Genomic DNA, 23,961 nt, shown 5'->3' on the forward strand with positions numbered 1-23,961 from the left:
GAACTATAGCGCCGCCGCCTGGGTTAGGAGGTCAGGGCGGACAAAAACGTGCGGACGTCGGCGGGGACGGCGCGGGTGAGTTCGCCGCCCATGCCGACCGCGACCGCCCCCGCCGCGATCCAGTCGGGCGCCGTACGCATGGTGACCCCGCCCGTCGGGACGAGGGGCGCGTGGGGCAGCGCCTGGCGGACGTCTCGCAGCACCTGGGGCGAGCACGGCGGCGTCGAAGTACGACAAGGTGCGCATCACGGTCTCGGCGTGCGCGCGGTGGAGCTTCACGTACCGGGTGATCTCCACGTACGGGGGCTGGTCGGTCAAGGTGGCGGCGCGCGGGAAGCAGCACAGGAACGGCACGTCGGGCAGGACCGCCCGCAGGCCGGGCGCGAGGCCGGCCACGGCGAGGGCGATGCCGCCGCCCTGGCTGGTGCCGGTCACCGCGACCCTGGCCGGGTCCACCGCCGGGTGGGCGCGTACGGCCGCCACGGCGCGCACCGCGTCGGTGTAGAGGCGCCGGTAGTAGTAGCGCTCGGGGTCGAGCACGCCGCGGGTGAGGAACCCGGGCGCGGCGACGCCGCCGGTCGCGACGTCGGGATCGGAGGTGTCGGCCCCCTGGCCGCGGCTGTCCATGACGAGGTGCGCGTAGCCGGCGCACGCCCAGAGCCGTTTCTCGTGCGGTACGCCGCGCGCCCCGGAACACACCGCTGAATCGGCCTGCCACAGAATCGAGATGTGCGGTAGACCTGGAGCCGTGGGCATCGGCAGGGGGCTGCGGTTCAGTGTGCTTGGGCCGTTACGGGTGGCAGGCGGCGATCGGCCGATCACGATCACCGCGGGGAAGCAGCGGGTGGTGCTGGCCACGCTGCTCCTCCACGCGGGACAGGAGATCTCCTACGACCAGCTGACGGATCGGGTGTGGGATCGCGACGCTCCGGACGACCCGCGTAGTGCCCTGTTCATCCACGTGACGCGATTACGCCGGGTGCTGGGCGACCGGGGCAAGGAGCCCCGGCTGATCCGTACGCACGGACACGGATACGCCATCGACGTCGAAGACGACTGGTTGGATCTGACCCGGTTTCGCCGGCTGGCCCGGGGGGCCGAGCGGGCGGCGGGAGAAGGTGACCTCTCCGGGGAGGCGGACCTGCTGGAGCAGGCATTGGGGCTGTGGCAGGAGCCGGTTCTGGGCAACGTACCGTCGGAAGTGGTGCATCGCGACGACGTCCCGCAGCTCGTCGAGGAGCGGATGCGGACGCTGGAGCGGTGGTTCGACGTCAGCCTGACGCTCGGCCGGCACGGTCAAATCGTCGGGGAACTGCTGGTGGCGGCGGAGGCCCACCCGCTGCGCGAAGGGCTGCGGGCGCAGCTGATGGTGGCGCTGTACCGGTCCGGCCGCCAGGCCGAGGCGCTCAAGGCGTACGAGGACCTGGCGACGCTGCTGCGCGAGGAGCTGGGCGTGGATCCCGGCAAGGAGTTGCGGGCGTTGCGGCACGCCATTCTGAACGACGACGCCGAACTCGCCACCCCTGGGATGGCCGGTCAGCGGGTGCACGCGCGGGTGGTGCCCCGGCAGTTGCCCGCTCCGCCCGCGCCGTTCGTCGGACGCCACGACGAGCTGGCGCGACTGGACGACGCCCGCGCCGCGGGCGGACCCGTGGTGATCACGGCCATCGCCGGCGGCGGCGGGATGGGCAAGACCTGGCTGGCGCTGCACTGGGCGCACCACAACCTCGACCGGTTCCCGGACGGGCAGCTGTTCGTGGATCTGCGCGGGTTCAGCCCGGACGAGGCGCCGATGGCGCCGGAGGTCGCGGTGCGGGGGTTCCTGCACGCGCTCGGCGTCGCACCGGGCCAGGTGCCGGATCAGCCGCACGCCCAGGCGTCGCTGTTCCGCAGCCTGGTGGCGACCAAGCGGATGCTGCTGGTGCTGGACAACGCGGTGGACACCGCCCAGGTCGCTCCGCTGCTGCCGGGCGGCGGGACGTGCGCGGTCGTGGTGACGAGCCGCAGCTGGCTGTCCGGCGTGACCACCCGGCACGGCGCGCGCCACCTGGCGCTCGACACCCTCTGCGACGACGAGGCCCATGCGCTGCTGACCCGCAGGATCGGCACGTCGCGGGTGGCCGCCGAGACCGCGGCCGTCACGGAGTTCGTCGCGTTGTGCAAGGGCCTGCCGCTCGCGTTGAGCATCATCGCCGCCCGAGCGGCGGCCCAGCCGCGCCAGCCGCTGATGGAGCTGGTCGCCGAACTGCGTGACGAAGGACTCGGCGCGCTCGACGACGACGATCCGTCGGCCAGCCTGCCCGCCGTCCTGTCGTGGTCACTGCGGGCACTCACCGCCGAGCAGGCCCGGGTGTTCGCGCTGCTGGCGATCGCGCCCGGTCCCGACCTCGGTCCGTACGCCGCCGCCGACCTCACCGGGTTGCCCCTCGGCCGGACCAGGACGGTCCTGCGCCAGCTTGAGCAGGCATCGCTGCTGAGCCGGGACGCGCACGCCCGGTACCGGATGCACGACCTGGTCCGCCGCTACGCCGCCGAACGCGGACCGGCGGACACCGCGGCGTTGCGCCGGGTCGTCGGCTTCTACCTGCGCACGATGAGGACGGTCGACATAGTGGTGCACCCGGCCGCCCCGGTCGTCGAGCTCGACCTGCCCGCGACCGGCGCCGACCCCGCTCCGCCGCACGACATCGCGGCGGCGCTGTCGTGGTTCGACAGCGAGTACCCCTGCCTGCTCGCCGCCCAGAAGACGGCCGCGGACCATGGCATGCACGTCCCGGTGTGGGCGATCGCCTGGTATCTGAACAACTACCAGGAGCGGCGGGGACTGCTCCGCGACCAGCTCGCGGTCGTCCAGGCCGGTCTGGACGCCGCCGCGCGCCTGGGCGACCCGGCCGCCGAAGCCCGCATGCGCAGGCTGCTCGGGAACGTGTCCGCCAAGCTCGGCCGGTACGACCAGGCGATGGAGCACCTGACCCACGCACTGAGGCTGGCCCGCGAAACCGGCGACCGGCTCGCCGAGGCCCGCGCCTACCGGGCGATCGCGGTGGTCTTGATGCACCAGGAGGACTACGAGTCGGCACTCGACCAGGTCACCCGAGCTCAGCAGCTCTTCCACGCCCTCGACGATCCGGTCGCGGAAGGCGACGCGCTCAACGACGGGGCCTGGTACGCCGCCAAACTCGGCCGCTACGACGTCGCCCGCGAGGGTGCCGAGGCCGCGCTGCTGCTGGCCCGCCGCACAGGAAGTCCTGGCGTCGAGGGAACCACGCTCGACACCCTGGGGTACGTCAACCATCTCAGTGGCGACCATGCTCGGGCGGTTCAGCACTACCGCGAGGCGCTGGAGATCCAGACCGAGATCGGCACTCTCTACTTCGTCGCCAACACGCTGGTACGGCTCGGTGACGCGTACGCCATGCTCGGCGACCACGACGAAGCCCGTGCCGCGTGGCAGCGGGCCCTCTCGATGTACCAGCAGCAGGGGCGCGCCCAGGACGTCGCCCGCGTGCGCCGCCTTCTTGGTCAGGACCCGAGCCGATAGTGCGCCGGCGACCTCATGGAAGATTCACGGTGCGAGCGGACCGGTGACGCGCGTACGCCTGCCGGATCTCCGGCCCCGGGTCGAGGCCGAGCTCCGCACGCAGCAGCTCACGGACCGTCCGGTACGTCTCCCGCGCCTCTGCCGGACGTCCCACGAGGGACAGCGCGAGGATCAACTGGGCCCAGAGCCGTTCGTGCGTGGGGTGCGCGTCCACGGCCGCCCGCAGGTCGGGGATCACCTCGGCGGGCTCGCCCAGTCTGATGCACGCCTCGAACCAGCGTTCCTGCGCGCGCAGCCGCTCCTCCTCCAGGAGCGGCGCCACCTCGCGGTGCAGGGATTCCGAGGTGATGTCGGCGAGCACGGGCCCGCGCCACAGCGCCAGCGCCTCACGCAGCAGCCGCGCCTCCTGCCCGGTGTCGTCCCGCGACCTCGCCGCCGCGGCCGACCCGGCGAGCCGGCGGAACCGCAGCACGTCGAGCGTCTCGGCACCGGCCTGGATCGAGTAGCCCAGGTCGTGGGTCCTGATCAGATTCCGGCCGGTCCGCAGAGAACGCCGGAGCCGGGCGATATGCGTGTGCAAGGAAGCCGGCGGGTCGGCGGGAAGGTCGTCCGCCCAGATCCGGTCGATCAGCTCATCCCTGGTGACCAGGTTGCCGGCCTGCAGGAGCAGCGTGACCAGGGCCACGCGTTGTTTGGCCGCCGCGATGACCACCGGCACTCCCCCTCCGACGATCTCCAGCTGGCCGAGTACGCCGAAACGCAGCTCATCGCCTGTCTGCTCCATCGCGCCGGAACACCCCCTCATCCCCTGGATCCCGCTCCGTCGACGGCAGGTGGTCCCCGCTCGTCAGCCCCAGGTGACAGGGCTCGATCGGCTGCCGGCGCAGGATCAGCGCCTGCACCTGCCGCATTTCCTCGCTCGGCTCCAGGCCGAGCTCCGCGCGGAGCCTGCCGCGTACCGCCTCGTACGTCTCCAGCGCCTCCGCCGGACGGCCCGACTGGTAGAGGCAGAGCATGAGCCGCGCGCACAAGCGCTCGCTCAGCGGGAAGGCGCTCAGTGCCGCCCGCGCCTCGCCGATGACCTGCGCGCCCTGGCCGGAGCGCAACGCGAGGTCGAACCAGCACTCCTGTACGCCCAGGCGCTCCGCGGCCAGAGCGGGCACCTCTTCGCGGTGCAGCACGTCGGACGGCACGTCGCCGAGCAACGCTCCCCGCCACAACCCGAGCGCCTCGCGCAGCAGCCCTTCGGCCCGGCCGTGGTCCCGGGCCGCCTCGGACACCAACTGCCGGAATCTCAGTAAGTCCAGCGATTGCGGGCATGCCCGCAGGAGATAGCCGCCCTGGCCGGTCTCGATCAGGGCCGGTCCTGGCCGGCCGTCGTCCAGCGCGTGCCGCAGCCGGGCCAGGTGCGTGTGCAGCGAGGAACGCGGATCGGCCGGGCCCTCGTCGTACCAGAGCCGGTCGATCAGCCGCTCCATCGACACCTGTCGATTGGCGTGCAGCAGCAGCGTCGCCAACAGGATCCGCTGCTTGCTCGCGGTGATCGCGAGCGCGGTTCCGTCGCGCTCGACCTGCAGCGGACCCAGCACCCGGAAAACCAGCACGTCCACCTCCTTCGGCACCGCGAATATAGACAGCCGCCTTTTCGCCGATCTTTCGTGCCGCTTTCGCGAAGTCGTCAGGTCAGGAGGTTCTGGCGGAGCCGCTCGCCCGTACCCATGCCAGCGACAGGCCGATCGCCAGGGCCGTTCCGATCGCTCCGGAGGCCGCGATCACCGTGGACGACATCGCGTACTGGGCGGCGAACCCGAACATCAGGATGGCGACGCCCTGCGTGACCCGCATGGTCGTGGTGAGCAGGCCCACGGCCTGCCCGCGCATGTCGTCGGGGACGGTCTGGGTGAACTCGGCGGCGAGCGGGATCCAGAAGTACAGCGCCATTCCTGAGACCACGATCAGCGCGGTCGCGACCGCCGCCCCCGGCACGGCCGCGAACAGCACCAGCGGCAGGCAGCCGAGGGCCGACAGGACCACCACGTGCGGCGGGCGCTGGTCGGGGATCAGCAGGGGCAGCAGCCAGAGTCCGATCACGATCCCGGCGGGGGCGGCGCCCATCAGCAGGCCGGCGACGGCCGTCCCCTGGCCGAGCTGTGCCGCGTACGGCGCCGCGAGCGCCGCGGAAACGAGGCAGGCGGCGATGGGCAGGGTGAACAGCATGATCACCCGCAGCCGTGGGTGCGCGGCGATGTAGCGGGTCGCGGTGCGGAACGAACCGAGCCAGGACGGCGCGGAGGCGCCGCCGCCGGCGGTGGCCGGCCGGGCCCGCACCCCCGCCAGGATCGCCAGGCCGGACAGGACGAAGGTCGCGGCGTTGAATACGAGGACCGCCGACAGTCCGGTGATCGCGACGATCACGCCGCCGAAGGCGTACCCGACCGTGTAGGAGACGTGGTTGACGACCTGCGTGACCGCGGACCCCTTCACCAGCCGCCGGCCCGGCAGCACCACCGACATGGTGGCCAGATAGGAGCTGCTGAACGGCGAGTCCAGCAGCCGGATCAGGAAGAGCAGGACCCACAGGGCGACCAGCGGCAGCCCGGGGATCGCCATGATGAGCAGGAGGAACGCCCTGCCGAGGTCGGCGGCCACCATGACGGCGCGCCGGGGGAATCGGTCGGCCAGACCGGCCAGTAACGGGCCGCCGATGAGGTCCGGGAGCGTGGTCAGGGCGAAGGTGACGCCCATGAGCGCCTCCGACCCGGTGTCGGCGAAGACCGCGATGACCAGCGCGGCGCGAGCGACGTAGTCGCCGACGGTGGCCAGCACCCGGCTGGTGAACAGCGCGCGGAACTCACGCACGCCGAAGATCTCCGCGTAGGTGACGCGGCCGGCGGTCATGCGCCCCCGCACCTCGTCCGGGGCATGCCGATCACCGAGCAGCCCATCACCAGCTCGCCGGCGGCGTCGATGCCCAGCATGTCTTCGAGCTGCTCGTCCCTGATCGCCGCGGTGAAGGTGACGCCGAGCCCGAGCGCGGCGGACAGCAGGTAGAGGGTCTGGCTGAGGTGGCCGACATCGAGGTGGAGCATCCGGTACGTACGCGGAGTCGAGTATTTCCACATGCTGCGCGCGAGCACACAGGTATAGAACACCACGCAACCGCTGGCCGCCACCCACTCCTGGCCTCCGAGCAGCTCCACGAGGGCGTCCCCGGTGCGCGGCGGCCCGACGCGTTCCAGCTCGTGGCGCCGGACGTTCAGGTGATAGAGCCCGGGAGCGAGCCCGCTGACGCGGTGCGCGTGGAGGTAGATCTCGGTGGGGTGCCGGCCTCCCCCCGAAGGGGAGGTTCTGAAGGCCGTCTGGGTGGGCTCGTCGAGTTCGACGATCCCGCCGCCCCAGCGCAGCAACGCACTGATCGCATCGAACGGCACCGGTTCCCCGCTGAATCGGCGTGAGCTGCGACGATGGGACAGCACGTCGAGGAAGCCGGAACGGGCCCACGGCGCCGTGCCGGCCTCGGCCAGCACGACGCGGTGCGGTGTCGGCACCTCCCGGCACACGGCGGGCGCCGGCTCGTCGTCGAGCCGTCGCCGCAGCCGCTCCTGTTCGAGCTCGGCCGTCATGAACGGCTGGTCGCGCAGGTTGCGGGTTTCCGCGTGGAACACGGCGGCGAGCCGGCCCCAGCGATGCCAGGCGGCCTCGCCGGCGGCCTCGACGCGGTGCCGTTCCGACTTCCAGGTGACGAGGACGTTGGCCGCACGCAGCCGCTCGACGATCGCGACCAGGAACGCGGCGTGATCATCATCGCGGGCGCACGTACGCACTTCGCTCAGTGGCCGCCAGGTGGTGAAGCACCGCAGCACGGCGTCGGCGTCCTCACCGAGGACGAACCGGCGATGAGCCAGGGTGTCGTGCCAGACCAGCTGATCGGCGTGCCACAGCAGCGCACCGCACGATGAGATCCGCAGTCGTGGGTCGTCCACGTGCAGCCCCGCCGGTCAGCCGATGTCGGGCGTGCGCTCGACCCAGCTCGTCAGGATCTCGGCGGGCGCGTATTCGTCGGCCAGCTCGATGACAGCCTCGTCCGCGGCTGATGTGTGCATCGCTTGCTCCTTCGCTTGGTCTGCCGGACTTCTTGTGGATGCGGCCGCGAAGGCCCGCACGGAGTCAGCGGGCCGCTCGCGACCTCACGTCGAGCGATTCGTCACCGGTCTTTACTGGGTTACCGGTCTTTACTGGTCCTTTCCTCTGATCGCCATTCTCGTCTCCTCCTTTCCGATTCTCGCCGGCCGATGGTGCCGGTGCGGGTTCACCAGTTCTGTCCTGGCTTTCTCATGGATTTCGCCTCCTCTCTTCGGATCGGGCGGCCGCCCATTCCCGGGCCGGGTACGTGCCGGCCATGATGCCGGCGACACCGGCCAGGGCGACCGCCGCGACGGGTCCCGTCCAGGTGGCCACCACGCCGCCGGCGAAAATGCCCAGACCTTGCACGGTGATGAGCCCGGAGGACATCACGCCCATTCCCTGGGCACGGGACGCGTCCGGAAGAATGCGTACGAACAATGCGCCCACCTGCATCTGGTAGCAGATCGAGCAGGCGCCGGAAAGCGCGAAGAGAATCGCGGACATCGTCAGTCCTGGCCACAGAACGCACAATGCCAGGGGCACGCCTGCCAGCAGGGCGAGCACCCCCACCGTTCTGTCGCGGACCGGCTCGGGAACGAATCTGCCGAAGATGAAAGCACCGATCACGCATCCGACCGGATCCGCCGCCATGATCACACCCACGGCCAGGGCGGAGCCTTCGTCCAGCGCATCAGCGTATGGAGCCGCGAGCCCTTCCGGCATCACGTAGAAGCCGGCCAGCCAGCTCAACGCGGCCAGTGACCGCAGCCGCGGATCCCGCCACACCATCGCCAGTCCGAACCCGCCCGCCAGCACCCTGGACCGTCCGCCACCTCCCGCCGCCGCAGGTCGCCGGCGCGTGCCGAACCTGACCAGCAGCGCGGACAGCACGAACGTCGCGGCGTCGACGGCCAGCCCCGTGGTGGAGCTGAGTCCTTGGGCGAGCAGTCCCCCGCCGAGGAAACCGCCGATCTGGGCGCTCTGAATGGTGATCTGCCGGATGGAAAGACCGAGCACGTAATGGTCGCCGGTCAGGACATCGGCGAGCAGGGAGAGTTGTGCCGCCTTGAACGGCCCGCTCAGCGCGGTCATCGCTGCCAGCAGCGCGGCCAGCACCGGTAACGGCATTCCCGGCAGCGCCATCGCCGCGACCAGCGCCGCGCGTACGAGATCGACGACGAAGATGACCTCGCGGCGCGGATATCGATCGCCGACCCAGCTCAGCGTCATTCCGCCCACCAAGGACGGAAGGTACGTCAACGCGTACGTCAGCCCGGTCAGAGCGGCCGAGGCCGTTCGCTGGTAAACCAGGACCGCGATCGACACCCTCGCGAACTGGTCCCCCACTTGGGAGAACAACTCCGCCGACCACAATGCCCTGAACTCGGCGACCCCCAGCACCGCGCGGAACGTCGCCTTCTCCCCCGATGCAACAGCATTCACAGCGAACTCCGTCACGCCCCGGAAACGATGCCGGCGAAAGAATCTCCCTCGAAGACGGCCGGCGCCTGCCTACTGCGCACCAATCTGCCGCATCGCCCTCTCGTCCCCCTGCCGTCCCGCTGTCGTCGACATCGCGGTGGACAGAACGCGAGCACCGCGTTCGTCGCCTTTCGTCGTCTTTCGTCGCGCCGTCACCCGCTCAGAGCGATCGCGACGAAGTTGACCAGCTGAAGGAGTAACTGCACGACGGCGAGAGCGGGCCCCGCCCATTTCGCCACCGGCCATCTGACCGGGAGCACGAGAGCGGAGATGCCCGTCACCGCGCTGCCGATGAAAGCCCAGAACGCCACCGTTCCGAGCAGCCCCGCATTCGGATTGCAGTCTCTCCCCCTCTCGAAGCAGATCCCCCACGACGGGGTGATGATCATGATGAACCCGGCCAGGATGACGGTCGGAATGAAGGTGCCAAGGCTGATCATCGCGGAAATTCGCCAGGCGATCCGTCGCCGTAAGACCGGGTTTTCTTGGTTCTCGGACATGTCGGCCAATCTGAAGGTCGTTTTCGGAGGCTCGCTGTCAGGAGGCGGCGGCCATGGTGAAAGGGGCGTCGGCGGGGAGGACGTAACCGAGGAGTGCTTCGCGTACCGCGCCAGGCGCGCCCTCGCAGTCGTCCCGGATGCTGGTGAATCTCTCCCTGGACGGTCCCCAGCTGCACCGATAGATGGCCTGGTACGCCTCCGAGGGGCGAGCCGTATGGATGTAGCCCTCCGTGCGACCGGCGCAGCCGGCGTCCCGGGTGACGAAGTGGTCGGTTCCGGTCAGGCAGCCGTACAAGGGCACGGTGCCCGCCGTCCGGGCGGGCTCCAGGTACCAGCTCCCCTCCCTGGCGTAGGCCGTCGTCACCGCACCCGAGGTCTCCCAGTGGTCGTCCCTGCTCGCGAACCGGGAGAACAGCACACGTGGGGACCAGAGCGCGTGGCCGAGGGTCTCGCTCGCGGTTCCGGCGCCCTCGCACGTCGGGTCGATCGAGACGTACGAGTCGCCGCCGGCCTGCCGGCAGCGGTAGAGCAGCGCGGACGGCACGTCGGGGGCGGTGGTGTGGATCCAGCCTTCCGTGTTGAGCAGGGCGTTGTCCTTGCCGCCGCAGCGGACGTCGCGGGTGATGAAATATCCCGATGTGCCCTCACGGCAGCCGTACAGAGGCGCCGTCCCGGCGTGCTTGGTGCGGTAGAGGCCCCAGATTCCGCCGTACTCCGGGTACGCGCCGGGCGATTTCACCTCCGTCGTGGTGACGCGGTGGCGCCCGTCCGGGAAGCGGTGACGGATCAGCGGGACAGTGGTGGTGGCCGATCCGGCGGTGCAGGTGATGAGATGCCGGACGAGTTGCATGTTCCGGAGGTTGGGCTGTTTGTCGAGGAACTGGGTGTTGTAGACGTAGAACTGCCTCCCGGCGACGGACGGGTCATCGGTGCCGACCGCAGTGACGTAGGCGTTGGTGTACTCCGGGTCCCGGAAGAGCGGAATGCGAGGAGTCCACCCGGTCAGGCCGTCCGGCGAGCTGGACATGACGATCTCCCGGTCGTCCGCCGCAGCGACCATGATGACGCCGCCCTCGGCGGCCCTGATCACGTTCGGCGCCCACGCGGACGGCATCCCCGGCTGCAGATCCCCCGCGTCGCCGCCGATGCCGGGCGAGGCCCATTCGCCCTGGTGGTATTTCCGCCACGGCGAGACCGTTCCCGACCGGGCGGCGGCGATCACCTCGCCCAGCGGCGCCCGCGCCGTGGACAGGCCCGTGACGGCCAGATTTCCGGCCACGTCGAAGGACGCGTCGGAGAAATAGACGTGCAGATAGCCGTCGATGAGCGTGAGCGAGGACGTTCCCAGGTCGATGTTGTAGCCGCGGCTCAAGGCCGCCTCCATGTCCACCCTGGGCCTGACCATGGGTCCCAGATAGGTGGTCCGCCCCGTCGCCACGTCGAACCGGCCCAGGTGGAGCTCGCCGTAGAAGCGGTCATGGGCGTATCTCTCCAGGTGGAGAACCTGGAGGACCAGGCCGCTGTCCGGATCGCGGAAAACCGGCCCGCCGCCGGCCCATTCATATCCGCCAGGAAGCTTCTCCACCGTCGTCGAACTCAGGACTCCGCCGGCGAGCGGGTCGGCCAGCGTGCCCCGTGTCACCACGTTGGCCTGCGGGCGCGTCATTGTCCCGCCGAACGGATTGACGCTCACGAAGCGATGGAACCCGCCGGAATCCGGCAGCACTCCGAGCGCGGTCTCCGGCCATCCACCCAATTGGTGCCGTTCCCGAGCCGCATTGGTGACGACCACTTCGGCCGGGCCCACCGAAACTTCCGCGCAGTTCTGCGAAGAAATGCCGGTCGATGCCGACGCCTCCCGTCCCGGCATGAACGGGAGTGAGAGCAGGCCGATGATCACGAGGGCTCGTTTCATGCCCGGCAACATACCTGACGCTCGAGAAAAAGGGCGGTGACTTTTTCGTGCTTTCCCGGCGGCAGAATGACGACAGCGTCAAGAAGTCCGCCCTGCCTAAAATGCGGCGCGGATATGGCCGGCGTTCGAGCGCCGGTAATATCCTGCTGCCGGACGCGCGCACCGAAATGACGGCTCAGAGACGGGGGTCAGCATGACGACACCTTTGTGCGATCGGCTGGGGATCGCGGTGCCTGTCATCCAGGCGCCGATCGGCTCGGCGGCCACGCCCGAGCTGGCGGCGGCCGTCTCGAACGCGGGCGGTCTCGGCATGCTCGCCCTCACCTGGGTCTCGCCCGAGGAGGCCGTCCGGCGGATACGGCCTCCACACCGTGGGGTCCGTGTCCGAGGCGTCGGCGGCCGTGCGGTCCGGGGTGGATGTGGTGGTGGCGCAGGGATGGGAGGCGGGCGGGCATGTCAGGGGGCGGGTGAGCACGATGGCCTTGGTGCCCGCCGTGGTGGACGCGGTGGGCCCGGTGCCGGTGATCGCCGCCGGCGGCATCGGTGACGGACGGGGCTGGCCGCCGCGCTGGCCCTGGGCGCGCAGGCGGGGTGGCTGGGGACCCGTTTCCTGACCGCCGAGGAAGCGGCCACCCATGACACGTACCGGCAGGCTGTCTGCCGGGCGTCCGCCGACGACACCGTTCACACCACGTGCTTCGACGGCGGCTGGCCGGACGCGCCGCATCGTGTGCTCGGCAACCGCACCCTGGAAGCGTGGGAGCGGGCGGGGCGGCCGGCGGCTCCCGATCGGCCGGGAGAGGGCGAGGTCGTGGCCGTCGATGCCCAGGGGCACGCTTATCGGCGCTACGACGACATGATCCCGGTGCCCGGCATGACGGGGGAACCGGTCGCTCTGGCCATGTATGCGGGGCAGTCGGCCGGGCTCGTGCACGATCAGGCGCCGGCCGGCGAGATCGTGCGGACGGTGGCCGCCCAGGCAGGTCTGTGACGTCCAGGCGAGGTGACGTTCGGGCAGGTCCGTGACGTACGGGCGAGGTGACGTTCGGGCAGGTCCGTGACGTACGGGCGAGGTGACGTTCAGGCGCGTGGCAGCAGGCCCACGAGTGTCGCGGTGAAGGCGGAGCGGAGGGCGTCGCGCAGGTCCAGGTGGAGCATGTTGAGTGCGGGCTCCTCCGCGTAGGCGGCGAGGACGCTGGGCGGCGGCGGGACGTACGAAGACAGGGCGCCCGCCGAGACCATGGCCATCAGGCAGAACAACTGCGCGTCGTCCCCGAGCTCCGGCAGGTGACGGCGGATGAGGTCGGTGATCGCGACGAGCCGGGCGAGGGAGGCGCGTTTGTGCCGCTTGACCACCTCGACCGAGACGTTGTGCTCAAGAACGCCGCCCTGCGCGCCGAAGAGGTCGCAGAGCACCTTCCGCTCCGCCAGCGACCGGCTGAGGATCTCGGCCAGCTGACGGGCCCGCGCTTCCGGGGTCGCCTGGGCGTCGATGCCCGCGGCCAGGGCGTCCGTCATCTCGGCTTCCCAGCTCGCCAGGAAGACGTCCAGCAGTTCGAGCAGCACCGCCTCGCGTGACTCGAAGTAGCGCAGGACGTTCGACTTGGCCAGGCCCACGCGCCGGCTGAGCTCGTTGAGGCTCACCTCGGCCACCGGCAGCTCGTCGAGCATCGCCGCCGCCGTGTCCAGGATCGCCTGGCGGCGGATCTCCCGCTGCTCCTCACTACGCGCCCGCTTGAATGTCACATCCATCACCCTAGCTTAAAGACCGGCGGTCTCTTGACAGAAGACCGGCGGTCTCTTATGTTGAAGCTCGTAAGAGACCGACGGTTCTTTAGGAGGACCTCATGAGTGGCAACTGGACCGAGCAGGACATCCCCGACCAGAGCGGGCGGGTGGCGATCGTGACCGGCGCCAACACCGGGCTGGGGTTCGAGACCGCGCGGATGCTGGCCGAACGCGGGGCCACGGTGGTCCTCGCCGTACGCAACGTCGAGAAGGGCAGGCAGGCGGCCGGCCGTATCAGCGGCGACGTCGCCGTCCAGGCCCTCGACCTGACCTCGCTGGACTCGATCCGGTCCGCGGCGGCCGACCTGCGCGCCACGTACCCGCGCATCGACCTGCTCATCAACAACGCGGGCGTGATGTACACCCCGCCGCAGCGCACCGCCGACGGCTTCGAGCTGCAGTTCGGCACCAACCATCTGGGCCACTTCGCCCTGACCGGCCTGCTGCTCGACCGGCTGCTGCCCGTGCCCGGCTCCCGCGTCGTGACGGTCAGCAGCACCGGCCATCGCATCCGGGCCGCCATCCACTTCGACGACCTGCAGTGGGAGCGCTCGTACAGCCGCGTCGGCGCCTACGGTCAGTCCAAGCTCGCCAACCTGCTGTTCACGTACGAGCTGCAGCGCCGGCTCGCCCCGTACGGCACCACGATCGCGGTGGCGGCGCATCCCGGCGTGTCCAACACCGAACTCGCCCGCAACACGCCCGCCCCGCTCCGCCTGCCCATCACCTGGCTCGCGCCGCTGCTCACCCAGGACGCCGACATGGGCGCCCTGCCCACCCTGCGCGCCGCCACCGACCCGGCCGTCACGGGCGGCCAGTACTACGGCCCCGGCAACCGGGGGGAGATCAGCGGCTACCCGAAACCGGTCACCTCCAGCCCCGCCTCCCACGACCAGGCCGTCCAGCAGCGCCTGTGGACGGTGTCCGAGGAGCTGACCGGGGTGACGTTCTCGGCGCCGGCAGCGCAGTGAAAGCCCTCATGAGATCCCAGTCTCGGCAGGGCGCCGGTGGGGCCGTCAGCCGGTGGTGAGGGCGGCGCAGGCTTCGGTGGCCATCACCGCGCTGAGCTGGGCCGAGAGTGAGACCTTCGGGCCCGGCGGGTGGTTCCAGTTCTGGCCGGCCAGCAGCAGGCCGTCCCGCAGGGACGACTTCCACAGCCGTTCTGTGCTGTCCAGCAGGAAGTCCCGGACCTCCGGCACGTCCTGGACCTCCAGCAGGCGGTGGGCGTACCGGTAGTAGATGCCCTTGAACAGGCCCTCGTCGCCGCCGTCGCCCTCGTGGGCGAAGACGCCGTCCGAGCTCAGCTCCGTGATGGCCGTGCGGGCCGTACGGGTGGCGCGGGACAGGTAGCCGTCCCGGTCGAGCGCCTGGGCGAGCTCGACGCAGGCACCGACGTACAGGCCCTGGTTGTACGTGAAGCGCCACTGCACGTCGATGGCGTGGTCCTCCTGGCGGTTGACGCCGTCCTCGACGAAGCCGTCCGGCCGCACCAGGGCGCCCTCCAGCCAGTCCATCGTCCTGACCGCCCACTCCAGGTAGCGGGGGTCGCCGGTGACGCGGTGGAGGCGGGCCGACAGGATGACGAAGGGGCCGTTGGCCGGGGTGTTCTTGTAGTACGGCTGCTGGACGCGCCAGGCGATGCCGCCGCCCTCGTGGTCGTTCCAGCCGTCGTCGAGCACGTGCTGCCAGATCACGATGGCGTCCTGGCGCAGGTCGGCGGAGCCGGTGGCCTCGGCCAGGCGCAGGGTCGCAAGTGCCAGCCAGAGCATGTCGTCGAAGTAGTCGTTGAAGAGCCGGCCGCCGTTGCGCCGGCGGATGCCCGCCAGGATCGCCGCGGCCTGGTCGAGCCGGGCCGGGTCGCCGGTCCGCCGGTGGGCGTCGATGCGCACGTCCATGGCGTGCGCGAGCCACCAGTAGTTGAAGGTGTCGTTGTCGCCGGGCTCCAGCGGGTGCCAGTTGTCGAACAGCTGGTCACCGGGGGCGGCGAAGTAGTGGTCGAGGCTGCGCTGAGTCAGGTCGGCGCGGTCGTTCCAGAGGTCGGGCAGCGACAAGGGTGGGTCCTCCGTGGATCAGCTGGTCTCGGGGTCGACGATCGAGAACGGGACGATGGAGCGTGGCGGCACCGGCTCGCCGCGCATCTGAGCCAGCAGCAGGTCCACCGCCTGCCGGCCCATCTCCCGCTGCCCCTGCCGCACGTGCAGAAAGCCCGGCCCGGCGACCGGGTCGAGGGGCGAGTCGAAGCAGGCGATGAGCGGGCGCGGCTCCGTGCCGGAGATGGCCCGGCCCATGACCCGCGCCAGGTTGTACTCGCACACCACGAACGCGGTCACCTCGGGCTCGCGGGCCTGGAAGGCGCGGATGCGTTCGACGTCGGCCTGCACGTTGTCGGGAGTGAACGCGCCCGGCAGCGTGCTGGACAGATCGGTCAGCTGGTGCACGAAGTCGAGGGACAGGCCGCGCCCGGTGAAGGCGGCGCGGAAGCCCTCCAGCCGCTCCTCGATGCTGGAGGTGTTCTCCGGCGGCGGGGAGACGAACGCGATGTGCCGGTGCCCCTGGTCGAGCAGGCGCTCGGTCAACGCGCGCGCGGCGGCGACATTGTCGGTGTGCACGGCGCACACCTGGATCCCGGCCAGATAGCGGTCCACGAGGACGAGCGGGAAGCCGTCGAGGATCGTGCGGAGCAGGCCGGCGTTGTAGTACTCGCCGTGCACGGGGAAGACGATCAGGCCCTCGGCGAGCCCGGCGTCGACCATCGACTCGATGGCCTTCTCCTCCTCTTCCTGGCTGCCGCGGGTCCGCTTGATCACCAGGGTGATGCCGCGCTCGGCGCAGCGCTCCTCGACCGCGCAGAGCAGCTCCAGCCCGTACGCCTCGGACGCGTCCGGATAGATCATCGCGATCGTGCCGGGCACCCGCTCGCCCTCAGCCGCCGCACGGACCGGCGAGAGCGCCAGGGAGTCGAGGTCGGGCAGCTCCGCGGCCACGAACGAGCCCTTGCCGCGGACCCGGTGCACGACGCCGGCCTGCCGGAGGATCTCCAGCGCCTTCTTCGAGGTGATCCGGCTGACCTCGAACCGCTCGGCCAGCTCCATCTCCGAGGGGACGCGGTCGCCGGGGGTCAGCGCTCCACGCCGGACCTCGTCCAGGAGGTAATCAATGATCCGCTCGTACAGGAGCGGGCCTCTCGCAGCCACTCTTCCCCTTCATAGCTTGGTATGTCAGCACGTCTAGGTATATATCATCTCATAAATTGAACCATCGAAACATATTGACTTATGCCAACTTGGTTCCTACGTTTCCCTCAGATGACATCTCGCGCACCTCATGAAGGGAAACGCGTGAACGCTGTCCCAACTGTGCTGCACGACGTGGCCGACCGCGTACGAACACTGCTGACGCCCCGGTTCCCCGAGGCCGCCGCGATGTTCGAGCAGTGCTTCCTCAACACGCTGGAGACCACGGTCAGGCGGCTGCCGGACGGGACCACGTTCGTGCTGACCGGCGACATCCCGGCGATGTGGCTGCGCGACTCCGCGGCCCAGATCGAGCCGTACGTCCGCCACGCCGCCGCCGACGACGACCTGCGGGCCATGGTCCGCGGGGTGATCCGGCGCCACGCCCGGTATGTCGCCCTGGACCCGTACGCGAACGCGTTCAACGAGGGCCCCGACGGCATGGGCCACCAGGACGACCGGACCGAACTCACGCCCTGGGTCTGGGAGCGCAAGTGGGAGCTGGACTCCCTGTGCCATCCGCTGCGGCTGCTGCACCTCTACTGGACGGTCACCGGCGACGCCGAGGTGTTCGACGAGGCCGTGCACCGCATGCTCACCGTCGCGGTCGCGACCATGCGCGCCGAGCAGCACCCGGAGTCGTCGCCGTACCGCTTCGTCCGCCCGAACCCCCAGCAGCCCACGGACACGCTGGTCAACGAGGGGCGCGGCCCCGAGTGCGGGTACACCGGCATGGTCCGCTCGGCGTTCCGGCCCAGCGACGACGCCTGCACCTACGGCTTCCTCGTCCCGTCCAACATGTTCGCGGTCGTCGTGCTCGGCCACGTGGCCGCGTTCGCCCGCGACTTCTACGCGGACGCGGCCCTGGCCGACGACGCCGCCGCGCTGCGCGCCGAGATCGAGGAGGGCATCGGCCGGTACGCGGTCGTCGACCATCCCGAGCACGGGCCCGTCTACGCGTACGAGACCGACGGCCTCGGCAACCACCTGCTCATGGACGACGCCAACGTCCCGAGCCTGCTGTCCATCCCCTACCTGGGCTACCGCCCGGCCACGGACCCCACGTACCGCAACACCCGGGCCTTCGTCCTCAGCCCGGGCAACCCGCACTACAGCTCGGGCAAGCACGCCCGCGGCGTGGGGAGCCCGCACACGGCGCCCGGCCACATCTGGCCGATGTCGCTGACCATGCAGGGCCTCACCAGCACCGACCCGGCCGAGCAGGCGGAGCTGCTGGACATGCTCGCCGCCACCACGGCCGGCACCGGATACATCCACGAGAGCCTGGACCCCGACGACCCCGGCGTCTTCACCCGCCCCTGGTTCGGCTGGGCCAACAGCCTGTACGCGCAGTTCGCCATGGAGGTGGCGCTGACATGACCCAGACGCTCGCCGGCCCCCCCGCGGTCGGCCGGGCCTCCCCCGGCCACGCGAAGCAGCGGCGGTCCCGGATGTCCCGGCATCAGGCGCGGGCCGGGGTGCTGTTCGCCACGCCGCCGATGGTGCTGTTCGTCATCTTCACCGTGCTGCCCGTGGCCGGCGCGCTCGGCTTGAGCTTCACCACGTACGACGTCTTCACGCCGCCGCAGTGGGCCGGCCTGCAGAACTACGCCAGGCTGCTCGAAGACACCACCTTCTTCACCACGCTGAAGAACATCCTGCTCTACTGCGCGATGTTCGTGCCGCTGATGATCGCCGGCTCGCTGCTCCTCGCGGTGGCGCTCAACAGCAGGCTGCCGGCGATAAGCGTCTTCAGGACCATCTACTACATCCCCGTGGTGACCTCGCCGGTGGCCGCCGCGACGGTGTGGACCTGGATGCTCAACAGCCACTACGGGCCGATCAACGAGATCCTCGGCTTCTTCGGCATCCCGGGCCCGGCGTGGGTGGGCGACAGCAGCACGGCCATGGTGTCGATCGTGCTGGTCACGCTCTGGCAGGGGGTCGGCTCCAACATGCTGATCTATCTGGCGGGCCTGCAGAACATCCCCACGCACCTGTACGAGGCCGCCGCCCTGGACGGGGCCGGGCGCTGGGCCACGTTCGTCCACGTCACCTGGCCGCAGCTGCGGCTGACCACGCTGTTCGTCACGACCCTGTCGCTGATCGGCGCCTTTCAGCTCTTCGACCAGGCGTACGTGATGACCAAGGGCGGTCCCGGCAACTCGACGCTGACGCCCGTCTACCAGATCTACGAGACCGCCTTCAACCGGCTGCAGATGGGCTACGCCTCGGCGCAGGCGTTCACGCTCTTCCTCATCATCGTGGCGGTCACCGTGATCAACATGCGGATCAACCGGAGTGACGAGACATGACCATGGCCAGGCGGATCAGGATCGCCCTGTTCTACGGCGTGCTCACGGTCGTCGGGCTGTTCATGCTGCTGCCGTTCCTGTGGTCGCTCAGCACGTCGCTCAAGCCCGACGACGAGATCATCGCACTGCCGATCAAGTGGCTGCCGAGCTCGATCACCTTCGAGCACTACTGGTCGGCGTTCACCACCGTGCCGTTCGCCCGGCACTTCGCCAACTCGATGCTGCTGGCCGTGGCGGGAGTCGTCACCAACCTGATGCTCGGGGCGCTGGCCGGGTACGCCTTCGCGCGACTGCCGTTCCGGGGCAGCCGGGTGCTGTTCCGGCTGCTGCTGGGCTCGATGATGGTGCCGGCCGTGGTGACGCTCGTGCCGTCGTTCGTCATCGTCCGCAGCATGCCGCTGGCCGGCGGCAACGACCTCATGGGGCAGGGCGGCGTCGGGCTGCTGAACACGTACTGGGCGGTCATCCTGCCGGGCGCGGTCGGCGCGTTCTCCGTGTTCATGATGCGGCAGTTCTTCCTCGCCCTGCCGAAGGACCTCGGCGAGGCGGCCCGGGTGGACGGCTGCCCCGAGTTCCGCATCTTCTGGAAGATCTACCTGCCCCTGTGCCGTCCCGCCCTGGCCACGCTCGCGGTGTTCACCTTCGTCGCGGGCTGGAACGGCTTCCTCTGGCCGCTGATCGTGCTCAACGACCCCGACATGAACACCATCCAGATGAGCCTGGCCGCCTTCTCCTTCAACAAGCAGACCGACTACGGGCCGCTCATGGCCGGATCCATCGTCGCCATGGCGCCCACCCTGCTGCTGTTCGCCTTCGCACAGCGCTACCTCACCCGGGGACTGGCCTTCACCGGCTCCGGTCTCCAATGACATGTCTTCACGAAAGGAAGTGAGCCGCCGATGCACGCGACCCTGACCAGGCGGCTGGCAGCCGCCGCCCTCGCCGTCGCCACGGTGATCACCACTGGTTGCGCCTCCTCCGGTTCGTCCTCCTCGTCCTCCTCGGGCGACGTGGTGCGGCTGAAGTTCTGGGGCGACTGGTCCGGAGAGGGCGAGCAGCAGTTCAGGACGATGACCGCGGCCTTCAACAAGACCCACCCCAACATTCAGGTCGAGTACGTCGTCCAGGAGGACATGCTCACCAAGTTCCTCACCGCCTCCACCTCAGGCCAGGCCCCCGACGTCATGTTCTGGGACCGCTGGCGGACCGCGAGCTACGCGCCCAAGAACGTGCTGGAGCCGCTCGACGAGCGGCTCAAGAAGGACAACATCCCGTCGGACCGCTTCTACGGCGAGGCCGTGCGCGAGCTCACCCACGACGGCAAGCTGTACGGGCTGCCGCTCACGGTGGACGCCCGCGCCCTGTTCTACAACAAGGCCCACCTCAAGGAGGCCGGCGTAGAACCGCCGAAGACCTGGGCCGAGCTGGAGCAGGCCGCGGTGAAGCTGACCAAGCGCGACGGCGGCAAGCTCGTCCGGGCCGGACTGTCCATGGACGACGCGGGCCTGTTCAGCATGTACCTGGCCCAGGCCGGCGGCCAGATGGTCACCGACGACTGCTCGCGCACCGCCTTCAACAGCCCGCAGGGCCTGCAGACGCTCGACCTGTGGAGCCGGATGATCAAGGAGGGCGTCTACCAGAGCGGCTTCGAGAAGGGCCTCGGCGAGGGCACCGACGCGTTCGCCACCGGCAAGGTCTCCATGATCCTCACCGGGCCCTGGAACATCACCACGTACAAGAAGTACGGCAAGGACCTGGACTTCGGCATCGTGCCGCCGCCGAGCGGGCCGCAGGGCGGCAACGCCAGCCTCATGGGCGGCTTCGGCCTGGTGATCCCGCGCGCCGCCAAGCAGAAGGACGCCTCCTGGGAGTTCGTCAAGTGGTGGACGGCCGAGAAGGACAACTCCATGTTGTGGGCCAAGACCAGCCTGAACATCCCCGGCAACGTCCAGGCCTCGGAGGATCCGTTCTTCTCCGGCGACCCGTTCTGGAAGCCGATCCTCGACACGCTGAAGTTCGCCAAGACCCGCCCCGCCTGCGCCGGCTACGCGCCGATGGAGGAGGAGGCGGTCATCCCGAACCTGCAGCTCTTCCTGGAGGGCAAGGCCGACGCGCAGAAGGCCCTCACCCAGGCGCAGCAGCAGGGCGACCGGGTGCTGAAGGACAACAACCTCAACTAGGGAAGCGCAGATGAGATTACGCGTCGCCGCTGCCGGTGTTCTGTTGTCGGCAGTCTTCATCCAGCCCGTCCAGCCGGCCCACGCCGCCGTTCCCGAAGCGGGCCGCCACCCGGCCCACGTCCCCGCCGATGCCGACGCCGCCATGTCGGCGTTCGTCGCGACCTTCTGGGACCCGGCGAAGAAGTACTTCTACACCAACAGCGACTGGCAGATCCACGAGCACGCGCACGGCCCCGAGAACGGCCTCTACACCGACTTCTGGTGGGAGGCCCAGCTGTGGGAGCTGGTGATGGACGCCTACGAGCGCACCGGCAACGGCACGTACCGCAGGATGATCGACGACGTGTACGCCGGCTTCGTCGCCTACTACCCGACGTTCGAGAACGACTTCAACGACGACCTGGGCTGGTGGGCGCTGGCCAGTGCGCGGGCGTACGAGATCACGCGTAACACCACGTACCTGGACCGGTCGCGGTCGTTGTTCGACCGTATCTGGGCCGAGCAGGACTCCACGTACGGCGGCGGCATCTGGTGGCAGAACAACACGCGCAACCAGAAGAACGTGGCCACCAACGCCCCGGCCGTGCTCACCGCCACCAAGCTCTACGCCGCCACCGGCGACGCGAGCTACCTCACCCGGGCGCGGAGCCTGTTCGACTGGATCAAGGAGAACCTCCAGGAGTCGGGGCACGTCTACGACCACCTGGAGGGCTCCGGCACCCTGGTCAAATGGGACTTCACCTACAACTTCGGGACCTACATCAGCGCCGCCGCCGCGCTGTACAAGGCCACCGGAACGGCCTCCTACCTGGCCGACGCCCGCGCGGCGGCCGACTGGGCCACGGCCAACCTGACCAACGGCGGCACGCTGCTGCACGAGGGCGTCAATGACGGCGGCGGCTTCAAGGCCCGGCTGATCCGCGGGCTCAACACGCTGGTCACCGAGCACGGGCAGCGCCAGTACCTGCCGTTCCTGCAGCGCAACGCCACCCAGGCGTGGCAGCACCGCCGCACGTCCGACGGCCTCGTGGGCCCTGACTGGTCGGCGCCGGCTCCGAGCACGTACCTGCAGAGCCTGACCGCGGCCGCCGCCGTCAGCACGCTGCAGATCGTCCAGCCGGACGGCAACTCCGGGCTCCAGCCGGAGAACGGCGTCTACGAGGCCGAGAACGCGCGGTCGTCCGGCATCGGCTCGGAGAGCAGCCAGCCGGGCTTCAGCGGCCGTGGCTACCTGGCCGGCTGGAACAACTCCGGCCAGACGCTCACGTTCCACGTCAACGTGGCCTCCGCGGGGGCGCACCAGCTGCGCTTCCGCTACGCCGCCGGCGCGGGCGACGCCACCCGCCGGGTCCTCGTGAACGGCGCCCAGGTCACCGCCGGCCAGCCGTTCGCCTCCACCGGCGGCTGGGGTACGTGGAACACGGCCGTGCTGAGCGGCGTCAACCTCGCGCGGGGGTACAACACGATCCAGCTCGAAATGGGGTCGAACTTCCTCAACCTGGACCGGCTCGACATCACCCGATAGCACCTGGCCGCGCCCGGCCACCCGTCGCTGGCGGCCGGGCGCGGCAGCCTGGCCGGCCTTCAGACGGCATCGACCAGGTGGTGTGAGGGGCCGTAGCGGATCTTGTAGTCCGCGCAGTAGCCGAGGAGCCCGTCGACCGTGCACCGGACGGCGATGCTGACCCAACGGACGTCGGAGTCCGGCGTGTCGTTGTAGAACGTGAAACCGACCGCCGTCTCGAACCGGTCCTCGCCGCACGTGCATTCGACGAAATACTCGACCTCCGGCTCTTCGGTGAGCCAGTGCTCCTCGGCGTCGAGCATGAAGGCGGTCCGGTCGCAGTTGGCGCAGGTACGGCGCACGCAGGTCGAGGACTCGTCGGTCTCCAGGACGAAGACCTGGCCCGCGCAGTGGGCGCAACGGGCCACGACCACCTGGTGTACGGCATATCCGTTGGGATCTGCGGCGAAGTAGGCGATCAGGTCGTCGATGTCGTCTCCGGCCCATTCGTCGTTGATCTGCCTGAGTGTCACCTGAGCAAGGTAACGGGGGCTCTCCGGCGGGCGCAGTCGGATGCCGACAGATCATGGCCGTTCTCGCGAGAGGAACGGCGGGCGAGGGGGTCAGCCGGCTTCCAGGGCGGCCAGGCGGGCTCGGGCGCCGGCCAGCAGGCCGGCGGGCTCGGGGTCGTCGGGGCGCCGCTCGGCGATCTCCTCGTACAGCTCGACCCTGCGGCGGGCCAGGCCCAGCTCCACCTCGTACCGTTCGGCGTCGGTCACCCCGGCGTTCCGGTACGGGCCGGCGCCCTTGAGCAGGTTGGCGGCCTCCGTGAGCAGCCCGGCCCGCTCGGCGTCGGTCATGGCGGGGAGGCCGAACGGGAAGTCCTCGACCTCGGCGGCCGACCCCGTTTCGACAGCGGTGCCGGGGCCGGGGCCGGGGCCGGGGCCGGGCGGGGTCCGGAGCCAGGCGGTCAGACGGGCCTGGGCGGTGTGGGGGTCGGCGAGGTCACCGAGCTGGTGGCCGGCGCGTTCGGGGATCAGCCAGGCCATCAGCGCCGCGCGGCGGAAGACGGTCTCGGCGGCGCCGTAACGTTCGTGCGCGGCCTGCTTGCTGATCTCGCCGAGGTTCGCGCCGATCGTCTCCCAGGAGGCGCCGGCCAGCCGGTCGGCGATGACGGCGGCCCGCAGAATGTCGCGAGCCTGCTCGAACAGCCGCCAAGCAGTACCGGCGAGCTCGCCCGGCTCGCGGTGGGTGGGCCGGCTGTCGGCGGCCAGGGTGCGGTAGCTGTCAGAGGCGGCGGCGGCCTCGGAAGCGACGGCCAGGCGGGCCAGCGCGGCTCGGGAGACGGCGCTGGTCCGGATCTCATGATCGGTCATGC

Annotated in this window: 20 protein-coding genes and 2 pseudogenes; 9 read left to right on the forward strand and 13 right to left on the reverse strand. The window is 70.1% G+C overall.

The genetic code is table 11. The features are described from left to right. Positions 1-3: 3 nt before the first annotated feature. A complete protein-coding gene (locus tag AB0C27_RS21970) occupies positions 4-699 on the reverse strand; it encodes an acetylxylan esterase (RefSeq protein ID WP_357846694.1) in 696 nt (231 codons plus the stop codon). A gap of 49 nt (positions 700-748) precedes the next feature. Between AB0C27_RS21970 and AB0C27_RS21975 the strand changes: the two genes are divergently transcribed. Continuing rightward, positions 749-3,541, forward strand: coding sequence for a BTAD domain-containing putative transcriptional regulator (locus tag AB0C27_RS21975; RefSeq protein ID WP_357846696.1), 2,793 nt, complete (start codon positions 749-751; stop codon positions 3,539-3,541). Between the two features lie 13 nt (positions 3,542-3,554). On the opposite strand, the gene AB0C27_RS21980 is transcribed toward AB0C27_RS21975, so the two are convergent. From AB0C27_RS21980 to AB0C27_RS22010, 7 genes are all read right to left on the reverse strand, one after another. Beyond that, positions 3,555-4,325: an AfsR/SARP family transcriptional regulator gene (locus tag AB0C27_RS21980; protein ID WP_357846698.1), complete on the reverse strand. Its 771-nt coding sequence runs from the start codon at positions 4,323-4,325 to the stop codon at positions 3,555-3,557. Further along, on the reverse strand, positions 4,306-5,145 hold the full coding sequence (locus AB0C27_RS21985) for a BTAD domain-containing putative transcriptional regulator (protein WP_357846700.1): 840 nt from the start codon (positions 5,143-5,145) through the stop codon (positions 4,306-4,308). Before AB0C27_RS21985 ends, AB0C27_RS21980 begins: the two co-directional genes overlap by 20 nt. Positions 5,146-5,224: 79 nt before the next feature. After that, positions 5,225-6,439, reverse strand: coding sequence for an MFS transporter (locus AB0C27_RS21990; protein ID WP_357846702.1), 1,215 nt, complete (start codon positions 6,437-6,439; stop codon positions 5,225-5,227). Next, complete coding sequence (locus tag AB0C27_RS21995) at positions 6,436-7,524, reverse strand: SagB/ThcOx family dehydrogenase (protein ID WP_357846704.1); 1,089 nt, start codon at positions 7,522-7,524, stop codon at positions 6,436-6,438. Before AB0C27_RS21995 ends, AB0C27_RS21990 begins: the two co-directional genes overlap by 4 nt. Positions 7,525-7,873: 349 nt before the next feature. Further along, on the reverse strand, positions 7,874-9,109 hold the full coding sequence (locus AB0C27_RS22000; RefSeq protein WP_357846706.1) for an MFS transporter: 1,236 nt from the start codon (positions 9,107-9,109) through the stop codon (positions 7,874-7,876). A 191-nt stretch (positions 9,110-9,300) separates the two neighbouring features. Next, complete coding sequence (locus AB0C27_RS22005) at positions 9,301-9,657, reverse strand: hypothetical protein (protein ID WP_357846708.1); 357 nt, start codon at positions 9,655-9,657, stop codon at positions 9,301-9,303. Positions 9,658-9,685: 28 nt separating this feature from the next. After that, entirely contained in the window at positions 9,686-11,563 is a 1,878-nt protein-coding gene (locus tag AB0C27_RS22010; RefSeq protein ID WP_357846710.1) for a hypothetical protein, read from the reverse strand. A 193-nt stretch (positions 11,564-11,756) separates the two neighbouring features. Between AB0C27_RS22010 and AB0C27_RS22015 the strand changes: the two are divergent. Beyond that, a pseudogene (locus AB0C27_RS22015) lies at positions 11,757-11,909 on the forward strand (nitronate monooxygenase); the annotation flags it as partial. Between the two features lie 76 nt (positions 11,910-11,985). After that, a pseudogene (locus AB0C27_RS22020) lies at positions 11,986-12,554 on the forward strand (nitronate monooxygenase). Positions 12,555-12,643: 89 nt separating this feature from the next. Here the strand turns inward: AB0C27_RS22020 and AB0C27_RS22025 are convergent. Continuing rightward, positions 12,644-13,315: a TetR family transcriptional regulator gene (locus AB0C27_RS22025; protein ID WP_357846712.1), complete on the reverse strand. Its 672-nt coding sequence runs from the start codon at positions 13,313-13,315 to the stop codon at positions 12,644-12,646. Between the two features lie 95 nt (positions 13,316-13,410). On the opposite strand from AB0C27_RS22025, the gene AB0C27_RS22030 reads away from it, so the two are divergent. Next, positions 13,411-14,322, forward strand: a complete 912-nt coding sequence (locus AB0C27_RS22030; RefSeq protein WP_357846714.1) for an SDR family NAD(P)-dependent oxidoreductase — start codon at positions 13,411-13,413, stop codon at positions 14,320-14,322. Between the two features lie 45 nt (positions 14,323-14,367). Here the strand turns inward: AB0C27_RS22030 and AB0C27_RS22035 are convergent, their stop codons facing one another. Together AB0C27_RS22035 and AB0C27_RS22040 are read right to left on the reverse strand one after the other, a co-directional pair. Further along, a complete protein-coding gene (locus AB0C27_RS22035) occupies positions 14,368-15,402 on the reverse strand; it encodes a glycoside hydrolase family 76 protein (protein ID WP_357846716.1) in 1,035 nt (344 codons plus the stop codon). An 18-nt stretch (positions 15,403-15,420) separates the two neighbouring features. Further along, on the reverse strand, positions 15,421-16,545 hold the full coding sequence (locus AB0C27_RS22040; RefSeq protein WP_357846718.1) for a GntR family transcriptional regulator: 1,125 nt from the start codon (positions 16,543-16,545) through the stop codon (positions 15,421-15,423). Positions 16,546-16,689: 144 nt separating this feature from the next. On the opposite strand from AB0C27_RS22040, the gene AB0C27_RS22045 reads away from it, so the two are divergent. Genes AB0C27_RS22045 through AB0C27_RS22065 form a run of 5 tightly spaced genes read left to right on the forward strand, consistent with a single transcriptional unit; the run spans position 16,690 to position 22,604 of the window. Beyond that, positions 16,690-17,964 carry a glycoside hydrolase family 125 protein gene (locus tag AB0C27_RS22045; protein WP_357846720.1) on the forward strand — a complete coding sequence of 425 codons (1,275 nt, stop codon included), beginning with the start codon at positions 16,690-16,692 and terminating at the stop codon, positions 17,962-17,964. Then, positions 17,961-18,899 (forward strand): sugar ABC transporter permease, encoded by a 939-nt coding sequence (locus AB0C27_RS22050; RefSeq protein ID WP_357846722.1) that lies wholly within the window; start codon positions 17,961-17,963, stop codon positions 18,897-18,899. Before AB0C27_RS22045 ends, AB0C27_RS22050 begins: the two co-directional genes overlap by 4 nt. After that, a complete protein-coding gene (locus tag AB0C27_RS22055; protein WP_357846724.1) occupies positions 18,896-19,768 on the forward strand; it encodes a carbohydrate ABC transporter permease in 873 nt (290 codons plus the stop codon). The genes AB0C27_RS22050 and AB0C27_RS22055 overlap by 4 nt, the downstream gene beginning before the upstream one ends. Before the next feature lie 30 nt (positions 19,769-19,798). After that, positions 19,799-21,079, forward strand: a complete 1,281-nt coding sequence (locus AB0C27_RS22060; protein ID WP_357846726.1) for an ABC transporter substrate-binding protein — start codon at positions 19,799-19,801, stop codon at positions 21,077-21,079. 43 nt (positions 21,080-21,122) lie between these two features. Beyond that, entirely contained in the window at positions 21,123-22,604 is a 1,482-nt protein-coding gene (locus tag AB0C27_RS22065) for a glycoside hydrolase family 76 protein (protein ID WP_357846728.1), read from the forward strand. A 59-nt stretch (positions 22,605-22,663) separates the two neighbouring features. Here the strand turns inward: AB0C27_RS22065 and AB0C27_RS22070 are convergent, their stop codons facing one another. Together AB0C27_RS22070 and AB0C27_RS22075 are read right to left on the reverse strand one after the other, a co-directional pair. Next, positions 22,664-23,116 carry a hypothetical protein gene (locus AB0C27_RS22070; RefSeq protein ID WP_357846730.1) on the reverse strand — a complete coding sequence of 151 codons (453 nt, stop codon included), beginning with the start codon at positions 23,114-23,116 and terminating at the stop codon, positions 22,664-22,666. A 90-nt stretch (positions 23,117-23,206) separates the two neighbouring features. Continuing rightward, a complete protein-coding gene (locus AB0C27_RS22075) occupies positions 23,207-23,959 on the reverse strand; it encodes a hypothetical protein (RefSeq protein WP_357846732.1) in 753 nt (250 codons plus the stop codon). Positions 23,960-23,961: the final 2 nt, after the last annotated feature.

Origin of the sequence: Nonomuraea sp. NPDC048882, from assembly GCF_040649755.1 — a bacterium.
GTDB classification, from domain to species: domain Bacteria; phylum Actinomycetota; class Actinomycetes; order Streptosporangiales; family Streptosporangiaceae; genus Nonomuraea; species Nonomuraea maheshkhaliensis.

Bases quoted from the DNA above. Each gene is read 5' to 3' on its own strand.
- AB0C27_RS21980 (WP_357846698.1), bottom strand. From the start codon at position 4,325: ATGGAGCAGACAGGCGATGAGCTGCGTTTCGGCGTACTCGGCCAGCTG.
- AB0C27_RS21990 (WP_357846702.1), bottom strand. From the start codon at position 6,439: ATGACCGCCGGCCGCGTCACCTACGCGGAGATCTTCGGCGTGCGTGAG.
- AB0C27_RS22010 (WP_357846710.1), bottom strand. From the start codon at position 11,563: ATGAAACGAGCCCTCGTGATCATCGGCCTGCTCTCACTCCCGTTCATG.
- AB0C27_RS22025 (WP_357846712.1), bottom strand. From the start codon at position 13,315: ATGGATGTGACATTCAAGCGGGCGCGTAGTGAGGAGCAGCGGGAGATC.
- AB0C27_RS22030 (WP_357846714.1), top strand. From the start codon at position 13,411: ATGAGTGGCAACTGGACCGAGCAGGACATCCCCGACCAGAGCGGGCGG.
- AB0C27_RS22050 (WP_357846722.1), top strand. From the start codon at position 17,961: ATGACCCAGACGCTCGCCGGCCCCCCCGCGGTCGGCCGGGCCTCCCCC.
- AB0C27_RS22055 (WP_357846724.1), top strand. From the start codon at position 18,896: ATGACCATGGCCAGGCGGATCAGGATCGCCCTGTTCTACGGCGTGCTC.
- AB0C27_RS22060 (WP_357846726.1), top strand. From the start codon at position 19,799: ATGCACGCGACCCTGACCAGGCGGCTGGCAGCCGCCGCCCTCGCCGTC.
- AB0C27_RS22075 (WP_357846732.1), bottom strand. From the start codon at position 23,959: ATGACCGATCATGAGATCCGGACCAGCGCCGTCTCCCGAGCCGCGCTG.